16 protein-coding genes are annotated in these 18,326 nt (G+C 68.9%); 13 read left to right on the top strand and 3 right to left on the bottom strand.

The genetic code is table 11. The features are described 5' to 3' along the window. Window positions 1-73 precede the first annotated feature (73 nt). From ACEN98_RS27725 to ACEN98_RS27715, 3 genes are all read left to right on the top strand, one after another. Window positions 74-1,888, top strand: a complete 1,815-nt coding sequence (locus ACEN98_RS27725) for a sensor histidine kinase (protein WP_413388111.1) — start codon at window positions 74-76, stop codon at window positions 1,886-1,888. Window positions 1,889-1,957: 69 nt separating this feature from the next. After that, window positions 1,958-3,460, top strand: a complete 1,503-nt coding sequence (locus ACEN98_RS27720) for a sensor histidine kinase (RefSeq protein WP_413388109.1) — start codon at window positions 1,958-1,960, stop codon at window positions 3,458-3,460. Beyond that, window positions 3,457-5,364, top strand: coding sequence for a response regulator (locus ACEN98_RS27715; RefSeq protein ID WP_413388108.1), 1,908 nt, complete (start codon window positions 3,457-3,459; stop codon window positions 5,362-5,364). Before ACEN98_RS27720 ends, ACEN98_RS27715 begins: the two co-directional genes overlap by 4 nt. Here ACEN98_RS27715 and ACEN98_RS27710 read toward each other — a convergent pair. Next, entirely contained in the window at window positions 5,342-5,737 is a 396-nt protein-coding gene (locus ACEN98_RS27710) for a cupin domain-containing protein (protein ID WP_413388107.1), read from the bottom strand. The genes ACEN98_RS27715 and ACEN98_RS27710 overlap by 23 nt on opposite strands. Window positions 5,738-5,938: 201 nt before the next feature. Between ACEN98_RS27710 and ACEN98_RS27705 the strand changes: the two genes are divergently transcribed. The 4 genes from ACEN98_RS27705 (at window position 5,939) to ACEN98_RS27690 (ending at window position 9,139) form a co-directional block, all read left to right on the top strand. Continuing rightward, window positions 5,939-6,937 carry a LysR family transcriptional regulator gene (locus tag ACEN98_RS27705; protein ID WP_413388106.1) on the top strand — a complete coding sequence of 333 codons (999 nt, stop codon included), beginning with the start codon at window positions 5,939-5,941 and terminating at the stop codon, window positions 6,935-6,937. Beyond that, the gene (locus ACEN98_RS27700) at window positions 6,934-7,746 is read left to right on the top strand and encodes a DMT family transporter (RefSeq protein ID WP_413388105.1); all 813 of its coding nucleotides are present in this window, start codon (window positions 6,934-6,936) and stop codon (window positions 7,744-7,746) included. The genes ACEN98_RS27705 and ACEN98_RS27700 overlap by 4 nt, the downstream gene beginning before the upstream one ends. A gap of 126 nt (window positions 7,747-7,872) precedes the next feature. Further along, a complete protein-coding gene (locus tag ACEN98_RS27695) occupies window positions 7,873-8,352 on the top strand; it encodes a carboxymuconolactone decarboxylase family protein (protein ID WP_413388104.1) in 480 nt (159 codons plus the stop codon). Window positions 8,353-8,365: 13 nt separating this feature from the next. Further along, window positions 8,366-9,139: an SDR family oxidoreductase gene (locus tag ACEN98_RS27690; RefSeq protein WP_413388103.1), complete on the top strand. Its 774-nt coding sequence runs from the start codon at window positions 8,366-8,368 to the stop codon at window positions 9,137-9,139. Here the strand turns inward: ACEN98_RS27690 and ACEN98_RS27685 are convergent. Next, window positions 9,112-10,101: a GlxA family transcriptional regulator gene (locus tag ACEN98_RS27685; RefSeq protein ID WP_413388102.1), complete on the bottom strand. Its 990-nt coding sequence runs from the start codon at window positions 10,099-10,101 to the stop codon at window positions 9,112-9,114. The genes ACEN98_RS27690 and ACEN98_RS27685 overlap by 28 nt on opposite strands. 152 nt (window positions 10,102-10,253) lie before the next feature. Here ACEN98_RS27685 and ACEN98_RS27680 point away from each other — a divergent pair, with 152 nt between their 5' ends. From ACEN98_RS27680 to ACEN98_RS27660, 5 genes are all read left to right on the top strand, one after another. Then, window positions 10,254-11,669 carry a circularly permuted type 2 ATP-grasp protein gene (locus tag ACEN98_RS27680; RefSeq protein ID WP_413388101.1) on the top strand — a complete coding sequence of 472 codons (1,416 nt, stop codon included), beginning with the start codon at window positions 10,254-10,256 and terminating at the stop codon, window positions 11,667-11,669. After that, window positions 11,669-12,616 (top strand): alpha-E domain-containing protein, encoded by a 948-nt coding sequence (locus tag ACEN98_RS27675; RefSeq protein WP_413388100.1) that lies wholly within the window; start codon window positions 11,669-11,671, stop codon window positions 12,614-12,616. The genes ACEN98_RS27680 and ACEN98_RS27675 overlap by 1 nt, the downstream gene beginning before the upstream one ends. Before the next feature lies 1 nt (window position 12,617). Then, on the top strand, window positions 12,618-13,427 hold the full coding sequence (locus ACEN98_RS27670; protein WP_413388099.1) for a transglutaminase family protein: 810 nt from the start codon (window positions 12,618-12,620) through the stop codon (window positions 13,425-13,427). Window positions 13,428-13,463: 36 nt separating this feature from the next. Beyond that, entirely contained in the window at window positions 13,464-14,339 is an 876-nt protein-coding gene (locus tag ACEN98_RS27665) for a peptidase (protein ID WP_413388098.1), read from the top strand. Window positions 14,340-14,583: 244 nt separating this feature from the next. After that, the gene (locus tag ACEN98_RS27660; RefSeq protein WP_413388097.1) at window positions 14,584-16,644 is read left to right on the top strand and encodes a family 43 glycosylhydrolase; all 2,061 of its coding nucleotides are present in this window, start codon (window positions 14,584-14,586) and stop codon (window positions 16,642-16,644) included. 40 nt (window positions 16,645-16,684) lie between these two features. On the opposite strand, the gene ACEN98_RS27655 is transcribed toward ACEN98_RS27660, so the two are convergent. After that, window positions 16,685-17,062, bottom strand: coding sequence for a winged helix-turn-helix transcriptional regulator (locus tag ACEN98_RS27655; protein WP_413388096.1), 378 nt, complete (start codon window positions 17,060-17,062; stop codon window positions 16,685-16,687). Window positions 17,063-17,148: 86 nt separating this feature from the next. Here ACEN98_RS27655 and ACEN98_RS27650 point away from each other — a divergent pair, with 86 nt between their 5' ends. After that, the gene (locus ACEN98_RS27650) at window positions 17,149-18,306 is read left to right on the top strand and encodes an alkene reductase (protein WP_413388095.1); all 1,158 of its coding nucleotides are present in this window, start codon (window positions 17,149-17,151) and stop codon (window positions 18,304-18,306) included. Window positions 18,307-18,326 lie beyond the last annotated feature (20 nt).

The raw sequence follows: 18,326 nt of genomic DNA, 5'->3' as shown, positions 1-18,326 counted from the left end.
GGCCGTCCCGAATCACAGGGGACACACGTCGTCGAGCCCGCAATCGCCCCCCACATGGGTAGAATAGTTAAACATGAAGCCCGGCGCCGACACAATGCTCATCCACAGGACACATCGGTACGTCAATATCGCAGCAGCCATCAGCATAGCTGTACTGCTCGCAGGCATCTCCACGCTTGCCGTCGGCATCCAGCGCACGGCTGCGTCCTGGCGCTGGGTCAACCACACGCGCGAAGTGCTGCAGCACGTGCAGGGCACGCAAAGCCTGATCAACGAGGCCGATGCGCTGCAGAAATCGCTGCGGCTCGAATACAGCCGGCGCGACGATGCGGATTTCCAGGAGCGCCTGACCGCCCTGCCGCACGCACTCCAAACGCTGACACAACTGACCAGCGACAACCCGACCCAGCAGCGTACACTGGCCGACCTGCGCCGGCTGCTGGACGAGTACGTGCGCAACCTGCGCACCGGCATGGAGCGCGCCATGGCCTATCCCAGCAAGGACGACGAGCGGGCCTTGCGCCAGGCGATCGCCCTGCGCATCGCCGCGTTGCTGGCCGAGGAAGAGCGGCTGCTCGTGCTGCGCGACGCGGCCGCGGGCACCGACCGCGCACGCACGATCGCGGCCGCCGGCGCCGTGTCCGTGCTGTCGGTCGCGCTGCTGTTCTTCGTCCGGGCGATGGCGCGCCGCGACGCCGACTTTCTTGCCGACCAGCGGGCCAATCTCGACGCGACCCTGCGCAGCATCGGCGAAGCCGTGATCGCCGTCGACATGTTCGGCCGCGTGCGGTTCATGAACCGGGTGGCGGAACAATTGCTCGGCTGCGAAGAGGCGCAAGCGCGCGGCCAGTTGCTGACGACGGTATTCCGCATTGCCGGCTCGCGCAGCGACGACGACGCACTGGCCGCCGCGCTGCGGGCGGCGCTGCGCGAAAAGCAGGCCGTGACGGGCATTCCGATTACCGGCAGCAGCTCCGCGCACCCGGAGCGGATGCGCGCGTGGCAGCTCAACTGCCAGCCGCTCCTCGTCGATGGCGAGGTGCGCGGCGCCGTGATGAGCATGCTGGACGTGACGGCGCTGAAGCGCGCCCAGCGCGAACTCGGCGACGCCAACCTGTTGCTCGAACACCGCATCCAGGACCGCACGGAGCAGCTGGCGGAGGCCAATATCGAGTTGCGCGCCTTCGCCCACACGATCGCGCACGACCTGCGCGCGCCGCTGCGCAACGTGCAGGGCTACGCGGCCGCGCTGCTGGAAGACGAGGCGGCCACACTGAGCGCGAAGGGCGAACGGTTCCTGCGCCGCATCCTCGCCGTCAGCCAGCACATGGACCGGCTCGTGACGGACCTGCTCGCCTACAGCCAGCTGGCGCGCGCCGAGCTGCGCCTGCAACCCGTCGAACTGGACCGCGTCGTGCAGCTCGCGCTGGGCGACATGGAGATGCAGATCGCGGCGGCCGGCGCCCGCATCGAGGCCGCCTCCCCGCTGCCCACGGTGCTCGGCAACGAAGCGGTCCTCGTGCAGGTATTCGAGAACCTGATCGGCAACTCGATCAAGTTCGTCGCCCCGGACGTGACGCCGCACGTGCGCATCGATGCCCGCGTCGACGCCGACGCGGCCTGGGTGTGCATCGCGGACAACGGCATCGGCATTCCGGAAGACAAGCGCGAGCGCGTGTTCGACGTGTTCGAGCGCCTGCACGGCGAAGACCAGTACCAGGGCACGGGCATCGGCCTCGCGATCGTGAAGAAAGGCGTGGAGCGCCTGGGCGGCACGATCCGCGTCGAACCGGCGCCGGATGGAACCGTGTTCCGGCTGTGCCTGCAACGGCCGCGTCCGCAACCCCGGCCGGCCGCCGCGCCGGCGGATGCGCCGCCGGTGGCCTGACGCGGCCTGTCATATTACGGCTACAATAGGAAGCCTTGCACCACGACAAGCCCCGTCCGCGACCCCACCATGCCCCTGCGCTTCCTCCTCCTCGACGACAATCCCGACGACCGCCTGCTCGCCCGCCGCGAACTCGAACGCCATTTTCCGGAGTGCCAGTCGACGGAAGTGGGCGACCGCGCAGGCTTCGAACAGGTCGCCGAAGCCGGCTTCCCGTTCGACCTCGTCATCACCGACTACCAGATGCGCTGGACGACGGGCCTGGACGCGCTCAAGCTGATCAAGGCGCACGTTCCGCAACTGTCCGTCATCATGTTCACCGCGACGGGCACCCAGGAGATCGCGGTGGAAGCCATGAAGCACGGGCTGGACGACTACGTCATCAAAAGCCCGCGCCACTACGCGCGGCTGCCCGTCGCCGTGCGCACCTGCCTCGACCGCACCGAGATCCGCTCGCGCGCCATCCGCAGCGAGACGCGGCTCGCATCGCTGCTCGAGAACATCCAGGTGGGCGTCTTCCGCATTTCGCTCGAAGGCGAGATCGAGGAAGGCAACCGCGCGTTCTGGAGCATGCTGGGCCTCGGGTCCGGCGAATTCACGAAGGCGGCGCACCACCCGCTGATCGAGGACGTGCGGCAGCACATACCGGAACTGAAGGCGACGCTGGATGCGGCCGACCTGCAGCTCGATGCGGGCGACCTCGACATGGGCGGCCGCGCCTTCAAGGTCAAGCTCGTGCGCGTGCGCGTGAACGGGCACGACGCGGTCGACGGCATCGTGGACGACGTAACATCGCTGCGCCGCGCCGAACTGGAGATCCTGCGCCTGAACGCCGACCTGGAACAGCGCATCGCCACGCGCACGCGCCAGCTGCAGGAGGCGAACGAGGCGCTGGAGACGTTCGGCTTCTCCGTCTCGCACGACATGCGCGAGCCGCTGCGCACGATCCAGGGCTATGCCAATGTCCTCAAGCAGGATTTCGCCGAGGGCCACCTCGACAAGGCGAGCCTGTACATCGGCCGCATCGAGGCCGTCGCGCACCGCGTCGACACGATGGTGTCCGATTTGCTCGAATTCGCGCGCCTGTCGCGCACCGAGATCGCCACCGAAAACGTCGTCGTCACCGAAGCGCTGCACGAAGTGACGGCCGCGCTGCACGCCGAGATCCAGCAGGCGAAGGCCCGCCTGCACATCGACGTGCCGGACGGCCTGACCGTGCGGGCGCACCGCCAGACGTTCGTGCAGGCGCTGACGAACCTCGTGTCGAACGCCGTCAAGTTCGTGCGGCCAGGCGAGACGCCCGTCGTGCGCATCGGCGCCAGCGCAGCGGGATCGATGGTGCGCGTCACCGTGGCCGACGACGGCATCGGCATCGCGCCGCCGGCCCAGGCCCGCATCTTCAACGTGTTCGAACGCCTGCACAGCGAGGAGGAATACCCGGGCACCGGGATCGGCCTCGCGATCGTCAAGAAGGGCGTCGAGCGCATGGGCGGCCGCGTCGCCGTGGAGTCGGCGCCGGGCAGCGGGGCCACGTTCGCGGTCGACCTGCCCGCGCCGCCGGAGCCCGTGTGACGTTCGCCGCCCTCCTCGTCGACGACAGCCCGGACGACCGGGCGCTCGTCGCGCGCGAGCTGGGGCGGCATTTTCCCGACGTCCGCATCACCGAGGCGGGCAGCCCGGAGACGCTGGCCGCGGCGCTCGATGACGGCCGCTTCGACATCGCCATCACGGACTACCGCCTGCGCTTCACGGACGGCATCACGGTCCTGCGCGAGCTGAAACGCCGCTTCCCCGCGCGTCCCGTGATCATGTTCACGGCGAGCGGCAACGAGGAAATCGCCGTCGAGGCCATGAAGGAAGGGCTCGACGCCGACATCACCAAGACGCCCAAGCACTACCCGCGCATCGGCTATGCGGTGCGCGCCTGCCTCGACAACGTGGCGCAGCGCGCGCGGGCCGAACAGGCGCAGGCGCGCCTGGAGATCGCGCTGCGGTCGGCCGGGATGGCGACGTGGCAGTACGATCCGCGCGACCGCACGATCGCCGCCTCCAGCGACCTCGGGCCGATGCTGGGCCAGCCGCCCGGCCATGCGCCGGCGACCGTGGACGCCTGGCTGGCCGACATCCACGACGAGGACCGGCCCCACGTGATCGACGCGTGGAAGGCCGCGTTCGCGGGTGCGGACCACTACCGCATGCAATACCGCTTCCGCGGCGCCGACGGCATCGTGCGCTGGATCGCGTCGAGCGCGCGCGTGCTGCGCGGCGCGGACGGCAAGCCGTCCATGGTGATCGGCACGGCGCGCGAAGTCACGGCCGACATCGAGACGCGCCAGAACCTGGAACGCAAGACCGGGGAACTGGAACGCGCCGACCGCCAGAAGAACGAATTCCTGGCGATCCTCGCGCACGAGCTGCGCAACCCGCTGGGCGCCGCGCGCTATTCGATCGCGCTGCTGCGCCAGGCCCCGGACGACGCCGCCGCGCGCGCCCGCGCCATCGACGTGATCGACCGCCAGATCGGCCACATGGCGAAGATGCTGGACGAGCTGCTGGACCTGAGCCGCATCGCCCACAACCGCATCGAACTCGAACGGGCGCCGCTCGACGTGCGCGGGATCGCCGAACTCGCGTGCGAGAACGCCCTGCCCGCGCTCGAGGGCAAGGGCCACGGCCTGCGCCTGTCGCTGCCGGCGGAACCGGTCATGGTCGTCGGCGACGAGGTCCGCCTGACGCAAGTCGTCGCCAACCTGCTCGTCAATGCCGCCAAGTTCACGCCGGCGCCGGGACACATCGAGGTGCGCGTGGCGCGCGAAGACCTGGACGCGGTGATCGAGGTCGCCGACGACGGCATCGGCATCGCGCCGCACCGCCTGGACGGCGTGTTCGAGATGTTCTCGCAGGGCGAGACGAAGGCACACGGCGGCACGCCCGGCCTGGGCATCGGCCTCGCGGTCGTGCGCTCGCTCGTCGGCCTGCATGGCGGCACCGTGCGCGCGTTCAGCGCGGGCGCGGACCAGGGCACGCGCATCCGCGTGACCTTGCCCGCCCTCGCGCAATCCGCGCCTGCCGCCGCATCCGGCGCACCGGCGGCGGACGGCGGCGCCCGCGGCCTGCGCGTGCTGCTCGCGGACGACAATGCCGACGCGGCGAACCTGCTGGCGCTGCTGCTGGAAGCCGAGGGACACACGGTCCACACGGGGTTCGACGGCATCACCGCGATGGCACTGGCCGAAGCGCACCGCCCGGACGTGATGGTGCTGGACATCGGCATGCCGGGCGCGAACGGCTACGAGGTCGCGCGCTGGGTACGCGAACAGCCGTGGGGCGCGGCCGTGCGGCTCGTCGCCGTGACCGGCTGGGGCATCGAGCACGACGGCGGCCAGGCGCTGGACGCGGGCTTCGACGTGCGCCTGGTGAAGCCCGTCGACATGGCGCAGCTGCTCGCTGCCGTCAGTGGCTCCCCACCGGGATGAGCGCCGGCTTGTCCTTGTCCTTCAGCAAGAACACGACGAAGCGCGCCGGCTTCGTCTTGCTCGCATTGCGGCCGACCGTGTGCACGTCGCGCGGCCCTTCATAAAAAGTCTCGCCGGCGCGCAGCGTCTTTTCCTTGCCGCCCTCCACGCCCATGACGATGGTCCCTTCGAGCACGTAGACGAAGCCGTGCGCGTCGTGGCGGTGCACGGGGTCGGCCGCGCCGGGCGCGTAGTCGACGGCGAGCATCATGACTTCCTTGCCCGGCGCGTCGGACAGGGCCTGGTTCATCAGCGTCTTGACGACGGGTTCGGGCGGGGCCGCGTGGGCGAGCGTGGCGCAGGCGGCCAGGGCGAGGGGAAGGTAGCGGAACATGATCGAGGTCCTTGTTGGGCGTGAAAACGCCAGTGTAGACAGGGCGCCCGCCCTGCGACAGGCGCCGGCGGGGACGCAAGCCGGTGCCGCAAAAACACCAATCGGCGCGCGCGGCGCTGGCAGGAAACCGGGGATTCTTGTCATTGCCGCTGGAAGGGAGCAGGCCTACCATCGGCGTACTTGCGTACCGACAGGACAGCCGTGCCCCGCAGCCTCACTTCCGTTCTTCCCAGCCCCGACCGCAACGACGCGCTGGCCTCCAGCTTCGCCACGACGTATGCGGGCGTGGTCGCATTCATGGCCGTCGTCCACGAAGGGAGCTTCGCCCGGGCGGCCGAGCGGCTCGGCATCGGGCGCTCCGCCGTCAGCCGCAGCGTACTGAAACTGGAGACCCAGCTCGACACGCGGCTGTTCCTGCGCACGACGCGCAGCACAGCCCTCACGGCCGAGGGCCAGCGCTTCTTCGAGGGCTGCCGGCCCGGCGTCGACCGCATCTTCCAGGCGCTCGACGAGATGCGCGAGCTGCGTACGGGCATCCCCCGCGGGCACCTGCGCATCTCGTCCACCGTGGGCTTCGGGCGCAAGATCGTCGCGCCGCTGCTGAAGGATTTTCATGCGCGCTACCCGGACATCACCGTGGACCTGATCCTCGACGACCGCCCCACCGATTTCACGTCCGACCGCATCGACGTGGCCTTCCGCAACGGCCGCATGGACGACAGCCAGATCGTCGCCAAGAAGCTCGTCCCGATGCGCATGCTCGTGTGCGCGTCGCCCGCGTACGCGCAGCGCCACGGCCTGCCGCGCACGCCGGACGAACTGGCGGGTCACGGCTGCGTCAACTTCCGCTTCGCGTCGGGCCGCTTGTTCGACTGGGAATTCAAGGTCGACGGCGCCGTGCGCAAGCACACGCCGCAAGGGTGGCTCTGCTTCAACGACGCCGACCTCGTGCTGCAGGCCGTCCTCGACGGCGACGGCATCGCGCAGATGGCCGGCTACCAGATCCGCGACCACCTGCGCGCCGGGCGCCTCGTCGCCTGCCTGGCCGAGTACGCGCCGGACGACCGCGGCCACTTCCTGTGCTACCTGAGCCGGCACCACATGCCGATGCGCGTGCGCGTCTTCGTCGACGACATCTCGCAGCGCATCCGCGCCCTCGGCCTCGACGATCCCGACCTGGCGGGCGGAGGCCAGCCATGAGCCGGACCGCCTGGGCATGCGCGCTCGGCGCCATCCTGCTGTGGGCGCTGTTCGCGGCCCTCGTGCGCCTGGCGGGCGACGCCCCGCCGCTGCTGCTGACGGGCGTCGCGCTGTGCTGCGGCGGCCTCGCTTCCATCCACCGGTGGCGCGAATGGAGGGTGCCGGCCGCCATCCTGGGTTTCGGGATCGCCAGCCTGTTCCTGTACCACGCGAGCCTCGTGGCCGCGTTCCGGCTCGCGCCGATCGCCGAGGCGAACCTGCTGAATTATCTGTGGCCGCTGTTGATCGTCGTGCTGGCCCAGCGCGCCGTGCCGCTGCGGCGGCGCCAGCTGGCCGGCTGCATCATCGCCTTCGCGGGCGGGGCGCTCGTCATCGCGCCGTCCGCGCCCACCGTCACGCATCTCGCCGGCTACGCGCTCGCCGTGCTCGCGGCGTTCACGTGGGCCGTGTATTCGCTGGCGCCGTCCCGCCTGCCCGCCTATTCGTCCTGGGCCACGGGCGGTTTCTGCCTCGGCGCCGGCCTGCTCGCGCTGGCGGCGCACGCGCTGTTCGAACCGCCGTACCGGCCGTCCGGGACGGAGCTCGCCGGCATGGCCGCCATCGGCATCGGGCCGCTCGGTCTCTCGTTCGTCCTGTGGGACCGCGCCATGCGCCTGGGCCGCGCGGCGACGATCGGGTCTCTGTCCTACCTGACGCCCGTGCTGTCCACGCTCGCGCTGGCCGTCACGGGCGCCGTGGCCGCAGGCAGCTGGTGGCGCCTGGGACCCGCGCTGCTGCTCGTCGTCGCCGGGGTGCGCCTGTCGCGCTGATTGGTGCGCTCATTGGTGCGCTCATTGGTGCGTTTTCGGCACCACCGTGCGGCCGGCCAGCCGCCTACCGGCCGCGCGGCGCGCTGCCTACACTCCTGTCGTACCACAACCACCAAGGAGAACGAGATGACCCAGCGTATCAACTACCTCAAGCAGTCCCCCGCCCTCTTCAAGAAGCTCGTCGAGCTGGGCACCCTGATCAACGACGGCAGCATCGAGGAAAGCATCCGCGACCTCGTCGCCATCCGCGCGTCGCAGATCAACGGCTGCACCTTCTGCATCGACATGCACGTGAAGCAGGCCACGATCCACGGCGAGCGCGCGCTGCGCCTGCACCATCTGGCCGCGTGGCGCGAATCGACCCTGTTCGCCCCGCGCGAACGGGCGGCGCTGGCGTGGACGGAAGCGCTGACGACGCTGTCGCGCCAGGGCGTGCCGGACGAGATCTACGAGCGCGTGCGCACCCAGCTCACGGAGCAGGAACTCGTGGACCTGACGTACGAGATCATGGCGATCAATGCGTGGAACCGCATCAACGTCGCGTTCCAGGCGGTGCCGGGTTCGTACGACAAGGACTTCGGCCTGGACCGCGCCAACCTGAACTGACAAGGAGACACCCATGAACATCGTCGTCATCGGCGGCACGGGCCTCATCGGCAGCAAGCTCGTGACCCTGCTGCGCGCCCGCGGCCATGAAGCGCTGGCCGCGTCGCCCAACTCGGGCGTGAACACGCTGACGGGCGAAGGCCTGGACGCCGCGCTGGAAGGCTGCGACGTCGTCGTGGACGTGGCGAACTCGCCGTCGTTCGCGGACGACGCCGTCCTCGAATTCTTCACGACCTCGGGCCGCAACCTGCTGGCTGCCGCACGCCGGGCGGGCGTGCGACACCACGTGGCCTTGTCCGTCGTCGGCACGCAGCGCCTCGCCGAGAGCGGCTACTTCCGCGCCAAGATCGCGCAGGAAGAGCTCATTCGCGCATCAAGCCTGCCGTACACCATCGTGCACTCGACGCAGTTCTTCGAATTCCTCGGCGCGGTTGCAACTGCGGCCGCGGCGGCGGGCCAGGACGACACGATCGCCCTGTCGCCCGCGTTCATCCAGCCCATCGCCTCGGACGACGTGGCGGCGGCGCTGGCGGATGTGGTCCTCGGTGCGCCCGTGAACGGCATCGTCGAGATCGCGGGGCCGGACCGCTTCCGCCTGTCCGACCTCGTGCGCGACTACCTCGCGGCCAGGGGCGACACGCGCACGGTGCGCGCCGACGTCCACGCGCGCTATTTCGGCGCGGAGCTCAAGGAGGACACGCTGGTGCCGCAGGGCCCCGCGCGCCTCGGCGCCAGCCGCATCGGCAACTGGCTGCAGGCTCAGGCGCCGGCGAGCCGCTTGCGGTAGGCCGAAGGCGTCTCGTCCAGGTGGCGCCGGAACGCGGTGCACATGCGGTCCTCGTCGCCGAAGCCGCACTGGCGGGCGATCTGGGCGAGATTCGCTTCCGACTGTTCCAGCATGCGCTTCGCCGCGCCGATGCGGAACAGTTCCACCGCCTTCGCCGGCGGGCGGCCGGTCTTCTGCTTGTAGACGCGGGCGAAGTTGCGGGCGCTCATATGGACCTGTGCGGCCAGGCGTTCCACGGTGAGACCGGCGTCGTGCAGGTTGTCGAGGATCCAGCCGTGCAGCGCGTCGAATGCCGCGTCGTCGCGCACCTGGGCGCGCAGCAGTTCGCTCTCCTGCGCCTGGCCGCCGGCGCGCTTCATGAACACGACCAGTTCGCGCGCGACGTCCATCGCGAGCGCGCGCCCGCAATCTTCTTCGACGAGCGCCAGCGCGAGGTCGATGCCGGCCGTGACGCCCGCCGACGTCCACACGGGATCCTGGCGCACGAAGATCGCCTCGCGGTCCACTTCGAGCGCGGGGAAGCGTTGTTCCAGCACGTCCGCCATGTTCCAGTGCGTCGCCACGCGCCGTCCATCCAGCAGCCCGCCCTGCGCGAGCAGGAACGCGCCCGTGCACACGGACGTGACGCGGCGCGCATGCGGCGCGGCGCCGGCGATCCAGTCGACCGTCGTGCCCACGTCCGCGAGCACGGCCGCGATGCCCGGCGCACCGGGCACGAGGATCGTGTCGAGCGCGCGCCCCGCGAACTGCGCGGCCGGCAGCGTGTCGAGCGCGACGCCTTCGGCCGTCACCACGAGGCCGCCGTCCACGCTGACCGTGTGCCGTTCGTACGGCACGAGGCCCCGCTCCGCCATCCGCTTGGCGGCGCACCAGAACACGGTCTGCGGCCCGGTCAGGTCGAGCAGACCCATGCCCGGGAAGGCGACGAACAGGACGAGGGGGGAAGCAAAGACAGGGGTCATCGTATGTACGGCTGGGTGGATCCTGCGATCTTACTGTGCGTGCGGGCGATGTCAAGCCGCGGCACCGCCTGCACCGGAATCGTGCGGCGCAGCCGTATTCCGCTGGCACGCTTCTTGATACGACTTCCGTGTCGACATCACGGAAGGCGGCCATGACAGACTTTTTCAACGAGATGACGGCGGACGGCGCGGGCGCCGTGCGCGACCACTATCGCGCCTTCGACGACTGGCTCAGGCACCAGCCGCCCGAGCGGATCGAACGCAAGCGCGCCGAGGCGGACCTCACGTTCCGCCGCGTCGGCATCACCTTCGCCGTGTACGGCGACGGCGCCGGCACCGAGCGGCTGATCCCGTTCGACACGATCCCGCGCATCATACCGGCGCACGAGTGGGCGCGGCTGCAGGCGGGCCTCGCGCAGCGCATCAAGGCGCTGAACATGTTCGTGCACGACATCTACCACGGCCAGGACATCGTCCGCGCCGGCATCATCCCGGCGCAGCAGATCTACCAGAACGCGCAGTACCGCCCGGAGATGCAGGGCATCAGCGTGGCGTCCGACATCTATGCGCACATCGCGGGCGTGGACATCGTGCGCGCCGGCGAAGGCGAGTTCTACGTCCTGGAAGACAACCTGCGGGTGCCGTCCGGCGTGTCGTACATGCTGGAAGACCGCAAGATGATGATGCGCCTGTTCCCGGAACTGTTCGCGCGCCACCGCGTCGCGCCCGTGGAGCACTATCCCGACATGCTGCTGGAGAACCTGCGCTCCGTCGCGCCGGCCGGCGTGCTCGACCCGACCGTCGTCGTCATGACGCCCGGGACCTACAACTCGGCCTACTTCGAGCATGCGTTCCTCGCGCAGCAGATGGGTGTCGAGCTGGTCGAGGGCAAGGACCTGTTCGTGGACGCCAACGCCGTGTACATGCGGACGATCCGCGGACCGCGCCGCGTCGACGTGATCTACCGCCGCCTCGACGACGATTTCCTCGATCCCCTGGCATTCCGCGCCGATTCCACGCTGGGCGTGCCGGGCCTCCTCTCCGTCTACCGCGCCGGCCGCGTCACGCTGGCGAACGCCATCGGCACCGGCGTCGCCGACGACAAGTCCATCTACCCGTACGTGCCCGACATGATCCGCTTCTACCTGTCGGAAGAACCGCTGCTGCACAACGTGCCGACCTGGCAGTGCCGGCGGCCGGAAGACCTCGCGTACACGCTGGACCACCTCGACCGGCTGGTCGTCAAGGAGGTGCACGGCGCCGGCGGCTACGGCATGCTGATCGGGCCGGCGGCCTCGAAGCAGGAGATCGAGGATTTCCGGCGCCGCCTCCTCGCCCGCCCGGACGGCTACATCGCTCAGCCGACCCTGGCCCTGTCGGCGTGCCCCACCTACGTGGAAAGCGGCATCGCGCCGCGCCACATCGACCTGCGTCCGTTCGTCCTGTCGGGCAAGACCATCTCGATGGTGCCGGGCGGCCTGACCCGGGTCGCGCTGCAGGAAGGCTCGCTGGTGGTGAACTCGTCGCAGGGCGGCGGCACCAAGGACACCTGGATACTGGAGGAATGATGCTGAGCCGCACCGCAGACCACTTGTACTGGATGGCGCGCTACACCGAGCGCGCCGAGAATACGGCGCGCATGCTCGACGTCGCCGTGCAGACGGCCATGCTGCCGCAGTCCGCCCTCGACACCGAACAGGCGTGGCGCGCCATCCTCGGCATCTCCGAGCTGCAGGGCGCGTTCGACGCCGCCTACGGCACGCTCGACGCGAAGAACGTCCTCGCCTTCATGGTGAGCGATCCGGCCAATCCATCGTCGATCGTGGCGTGCCTGACGGCGGCGCGCGAGAACGCCCGGGCCGTGCGCGGCGTGCTCACGACGGAAGTGTGGGAAACGCAGAACGCGACATGGATCGAGCTGCGCGACCGCCTCGGCGCGAACCTCGACGCCGACCCGGGCGAGTTCTTCGACTGGGTCAAATTGCGCTGCCACCTGGCGCGCGGGGTCACGCTCGGCACCATGCTGGACGACGAGGCCCTCGTGTTCATCCGCCTCGGCACGTTCCTGGAGCGGGCCGACAACACGGCCCGCCTGCTGGACGTGAAATACCACGGCGCCGGCGCCGCGGCCACGCACGACGTGCTCACGCAGCGCGAGTTCTATTACTGGGCGGCGCTGCTGCGCTCCGTGGCCGGCTTCGAAATCTACCGCAAGGTCTACCGCGATTCGATCACGCCGGCGCGCGTGGCCGAACTGCTGATGCTGCGCGCCGACATGCCGCGCTCCCTGCTCGCCTGCATGGAGCAGGTCGTCGCGAACCTGAAGGCCGTGCGCAACGACGTCTCCGCCGGCACGGAGCGGCTGGCGGGGAAGATGCACGCCGAGCTGCAGTTCGCGCGCATCGGGGACGTGCTGGCCGCCGGCATCGACGAGACGCTCGGCACCTTCATGGAAAACATCTACGCGCTCGGCAACGGCATCAGCCGCGATTTCCTCGTCCCCCTGGGAGCCTGACATGCACCTGTCCATCCGCCACGAAACCCTGTACCGCTATTCGCAGCCGCAGGCCTACAGTATCGAGCAACTGCACCTGACGCCGCGCGCCGAGCCGCAACAGCAGGTGCTGTCCTGGCACATCGCGACCCCCGGCCATTGTGCCGCTTACGTGGACGCTTACGGCAACGCCTCGCACATGCTGACCTTGAACGCGCCGCACACCGCCGTGCGCATCCTCGTCGAAGGGATCGTCGCGACGGTGCCGCTGCCCGGCGGGCGCCTGCAGGCCCACGACAGCCTGCCGCCGCTGATCTTCACGGTCCCCACCCGGCTGACGCAGCCGACGACGGCGCTGGCCGACGTCGCGGCGGCCTGCCTGCCGGTGCGCGGGAACCCGGTGACGACGGCCGACCTGCTGCGGCTCGCCGCGCACGTCCACGGTGCGATCACGTACCAGACTGGTGCCACCCACGTGGACACGGCCGCCGCCGAGGCGATGCTGCTGGGCGCCGGCGTCTGCCAGGACCATGCCCACGTGTTCCTCGCCTGCTGCCATGCGCACGGGGTACCGGCGCGCTACGTGTCCGGCTACATCGACCCGGGATCGACGGGCCACGCGGCCAGCCATGCGTGGGTGGACGCGTGGGCCGAGGATGCCGACTTCACGGGCTGGGTCAGCATCGACGTGACGCACAACCGCCTGATGACGGACGGGTACTGCCGCCTCGCGATCGGCCGCGACTACGAATCGGCCGCCCCCGTGCGCGGCATGCGGCGCGGCGGCGGCGACGAAGTCATGCGGGTCGAGGCGCAGATCGTCCCCGTGTAGAATGACCGCTTTCTTCGACCATTACGGATTTCGCCGATGACTTACTGTGTGGGCATGCGCCTCGAGGCCGGCCTCGTGTTCCTTGCCGATTCACGCACGAACGCCGGCGTCGACCAGGTCGGCACGTTCCGCAAGCTCTCCGTCTTCGAAAACCCGGGCGACCGCATGATGGTCATGATGACCGCGGGGAACCTTGCGATCTCGCAGGCCGTGCGCCAGACCGTGTCGGCGTGGGTGAGCGAGAACGGCACGACGATCTGGACCGCACCGGACATGTACGAGGCCGCGCGCATCGTCGGCGAAGCGGTCCGCGCGATCTACCGGCAGGAGTCAAGCCGGCTGGCCGAGCACGGCGTCGACTTCAACATCAGCATCGTGTTCGGCGGCCAGATCCGGGGCGAGCGCTGCCGCCTGTTCTACGTGTACTCGGCCGGCAACTTCATCGAGTCGCACGACGAGAACCCCTATTTCCAGATCGGCGAGGCGAAATACGGCAAGCCGATCATCGACCGCGTCGTCACGCCGCGCACGTCGCTGGACGACGCGGCCAAGTGCGCCCTGATCTCGATGGATTCGACCCTGCGCTCGAACATCTCGGTCGGCCTGCCCCTGGACCTGCTCGTGTACGAGGACGGCAGCCTGGCCGTCACCCGCTTCGTCACCATCGACGAACACAACCAGTACTTCCAGCTGCTGCGCACCAGCTGGGGCCAGCAACTTAAAACCGTGTTCGAGGGGATCGCCGCACCCGTGTGGGACGCGGCGCCGGGTACGACGGACAACGTGCTCTCCTCCGCCAACCTGCACAGCCGGCCCGTGCGTGCGGCGCTGCCGCCGGGCATGACGGCCGGGGCGCCTCCGGCGCCATTACAGTCGGTCGCCGAACAGCCGCCCGCGCCTGGCCAGCATTGACCGCGCCGTCCGGCACACCCGCGGAGCGATGATTTTTTCCTGGCGACCGATATCGGGTTGGGTATCGCTCATGTCGGTTAGTTGCAGAACTGATGGCGGGTTATCGCGTAAAAGCCAGCAATAACAACGACTTGGCGACGCCGGCGCGCCGTGCACCTGCCGCCGCCGGCACCACACCGCCCTTTTGACAGCGCTAGCATGCATGCCCTACATTGCCGGATGCCCTGAATCCACCGGACCGCACATGACCGCACACCGCCCCCGCCCGCCGCGCCTTGCCGCGACGGTCCTCGCCCTCTGCGCCACCCTCGCCTGCATGGGCGCACGTGCGCAGGAAGAACCGCGCCCCGCCACCGGCCTGTCGACGTCCACCTGGACGCCGGACAACGGCAACGGCACGTTCACGAACCCGCTGTTCTACGACGAGTTCTCCGACCCGGACATGATCCGCGTGGGCGACTGGTTCTACCTCACCGGCACGACGATGCACGCGATGCCCGGCCTGCCGATCCTGCGCTCGCGCGATCTCGTGAACTGGGAATTCCTCGGCTATGCCGTCGACAAGCTGGACTTCGGCCCGGCCTACCGCCTGGAGGACGGCAAGAGCATCTATGGCCAGGGCATCTGGGCCCCGAGCCTGCGCTACCGGAACGGCACGTTCTACATCTTCAGCAACGTGAACGGCCGCGCCACGCAGATCTTCTCCGCCACCGATCCGCGCGGCCCCTGGACGCACCGCGAGATGAAGCGCAGCCTGCACGACCTGTCCGTCCTGTTCGACGACGACGGCAAGGCGTGGGTCGTGTGGGACCACCAGCGCATGCACATCGCGCAGTTGACGGACGACCTGACGGACATCGTGCCCGGCACCGAGAAAGTGCTGTTCGCGCAGGACGCCGGCATGGGCGAAGGCGCGCACATCTACAAGATCCAGGGCAAGTACTACATCCTCTCCGCCAACTACGAGGGCGGCTTCCGCATGCCCGCCGCGCGCGCGGACAAGGTCGATGGACCGTATGAAGTGAACCAGGCCATCAGCAAGGACGAAGACTTCGGCATGGCGCAGGGCTACCGGCTGAAGGACAACAGGACCCTCTCCGCGATCGAGCCGCCGGACCCGTCGGCCCGCAACAGCAACTCGCTGCACCAGGGCGGCATCGTGCTGACGCCGGCCGGCGAATGGTGGGGCTTCTCGATGATGGATTTTAATTCGGTCGGCCGCCTGCTCAGCCTTTCGCCGATCACGTGGAAGGATGGCTGGCCGTACTTCGGCCTGCCCGGCAACCTGGGCCGCAACCCGCGCACGTGGGTCAAGCCGAAGACGGCCGCGCCGTCCCCGATCGCGGTACCGTTTGCGCGCAGCGACGACTTTTCGGGCGCGACCTTGCAGCCGCTCTGGCAGTGGAACCACGTGCCGGTCGACGGCCAATGGTCGCTGACGGAGCGCCCCGGCTACCTGCGCCTGCACGCGCTGCCGGCGACGTCGTTCTGGCAGGCGCGCAACAGCCTGACCCAGCGCGCCATCGGCCCGCGCTCGTCGCCGACGGTAACGCTGGATGCGTCCGGACTCGCCGACGGCGACGTCGCCGGCCTCGCCCTGCTGAACCTTCCGTATGCGACGCTGGGCGTGGAAAAGACGGCGACCGGCCTGCAAGTGGCACTGTACGACCAGATCAGCGGCCGCACCGTGCGCGTGCCGCTGCCGGCCGGCGCCACGCGCGTGCAGTTGCGAGCGGATTGCGACTTCCTCACCGAGCAGGCGCGCTTTTCCTGGTCCGTCGACGGCAAGGACTTCGCGCCGATCGGCGCGCCGTTCACGATGGTGTTCCAGCTGAAGACGTTCCAGGGCGTGCGCTATGCCCTCTTCAACTACAACCAGTCCGGGAAGACGGGTGGGCACGCGGATTTCGACAGCATCGACGTCTACCAGCCGAATCCGCACGGCCTGATGCGCGCGATCCCGTTCGGACAGCGCATCCAGCTCGCGGAATTCAAGACCGGCCGCAAGGTGGCGCCGTATCGGGTGCAGGACATGGGGCTCGGACGTGTCGCCCTGCAATCCGGCGCGGCCTGGGTCAGCGTCGACGCGAAGGGTAACGTAGGCGTGCGCAAAGGGAAGCCCGGCAAGGCGGAGAGCTTCCAGTGGATCGAGACGCCGACCGGCGAACTGGTGCTGATGTCGCTCGTGACGAACCGGTTCGTGCGTGTCGATCCGGTCACGCATGCGGTGCGGGCGGACAGTCCGGGGCCGGTGCCGGATGGAAGCGACGGCGTGCGGTTCAACTGGTCGCCCATCCAACGATAAACGCCGCGCGCGGGCGGCGCATTCCGGTCGCGAACGCCTTTCAGGCAGCGCGATGTCGAACGACGGCGGCGCAGGGCAGAAGCCTGTCCGCTTCGTCGAGCTCGGTGGCGTGGAACGTCCCCCAATCGATGAGCGATTCCAGGACAGGCTCCAGGCTTGCGCCGAGCGGCGTGAGCTGGTACTCGACGCCCTGGGGGTCCCCGGCACTCGACCGTCGTGTCACCGTCCCGTGTTCTTCCAGCGCGCGCAACTGCTCGATCAGCACCTTTTGCGATATCCCGACGATACGCCGCTCCAGATCACGGGTCCGTTGCGGCCCGTCCAACAATACATACAAGAGCACCGCTTTCCAGCGTCCGGCGAGGACACCCAGCGCACGCTCGACCGGCAAGCCCGGCAATCGCTTCATGATCTTCATTTCTCTGCTAACCGATTGGTGTGTAGATCGCGGGGGCCATCGAACATTAAGATTTTCTTTCGACCGAACCAACCCGAAGGAAATCCATGATAGACCTGTTCGACTCTTTTATGCTTGGCGGATCCGTTCAGCTGAAGAACCGGATCGTGATGGCGCCCATGACGCGTACGCGGGCGTCCGAAGGCGATGTTCCCAACGACCTCATGGCGACTTACTACGCGCAACGGGCAAGCGGCGGCCTGCTCGTGACCGAGGCGACCGACGTTGCGCCATCGAGCAACGGCTACGCGCTGACGCCTGGCATCTACACGGAAGCCCAGCGAGCGGGCTGGCGCAAGGTGACGGAACGCGTCCACCGCGCAGGGGGCACGATCTTCCTGCAGCTATGGCACGTAGGCAGAATGGCGCACCCGTCGCTGATGCCGGACGGGCAGGCGCCGTTGGGCGTCTCCGATGAAAGGGCGGAGGCGAATGTCTTCGCACACGGTCCGGACGGGAGGCTGGGGCATGTCCCGGCGGGCGCGCCCAGGGCGCTTCATACCCATGAAATCGCGGAGCTGGTGACGACCTTCGCCCAGGCCTGCGCCCACGCGCGCGACGCCGGCTTCGATGGCGTCGAACTCCATGGTGCGAACGGGTACCTGTTCGATCAATTCATGAACTCGGTACTGAATACCCGTACGGATCGCTATGGTGGCGCAAGCGTGGCCAACCGTACCCGTTTCCTGATGGAAGTCGTCGACGCGGCGGTACGGGAACTTGGCCCCGGACGCGTCGGCGTTCGCCTTTCCCCGTTCGGAACATTCAACGCCATGCCGACGGACCCGCTTGCGGTGGAAACCCTGGTCTATGTTGCCGAGCAACTGGGGCGACGCGGCGTCGCCTATCTGCATCTCGTGTACGAGCTGATGCCCGAAGGGAATATGGAAACCGCCGAGTTCCAGGCCAGCCACATCGATCACGCCCTGCTTGCAGAAGTGCGAACGAAGTTCAGGGGTGCGATTATCTGGTGTGGCGGCTTCAACGGCCGCGACAGTGCGCAACGTGCTCTCGACACCGGCCTCGTCGACCTGATCGCCTTCGGTCGGCCTTATATCGCGAACCCTGACCTGGCCGAACGGCTGCGACACGGCTGGCCATTGGCTGAAGCGGCCCCCTCGTCCTATTACACGCGCCGTGGCGAAGCCGGATATACGGACTTCCCGGTCTACGCGACGCCCGACGACGACGCTCGCGCGGCCTGACGGGCGCGCGGCCCGCGGGC

It is taken from the genome of Massilia sp. CT11-137 (assembly GCF_047302885.1).
Classification (GTDB): domain Bacteria; phylum Pseudomonadota; class Gammaproteobacteria; order Burkholderiales; family Burkholderiaceae_D; genus Telluria; species Telluria orientalis.
The sequence above is the reverse complement of the archived record's forward strand: the minus strand, read 5'-3'. Positions and strand labels throughout refer to the sequence as shown.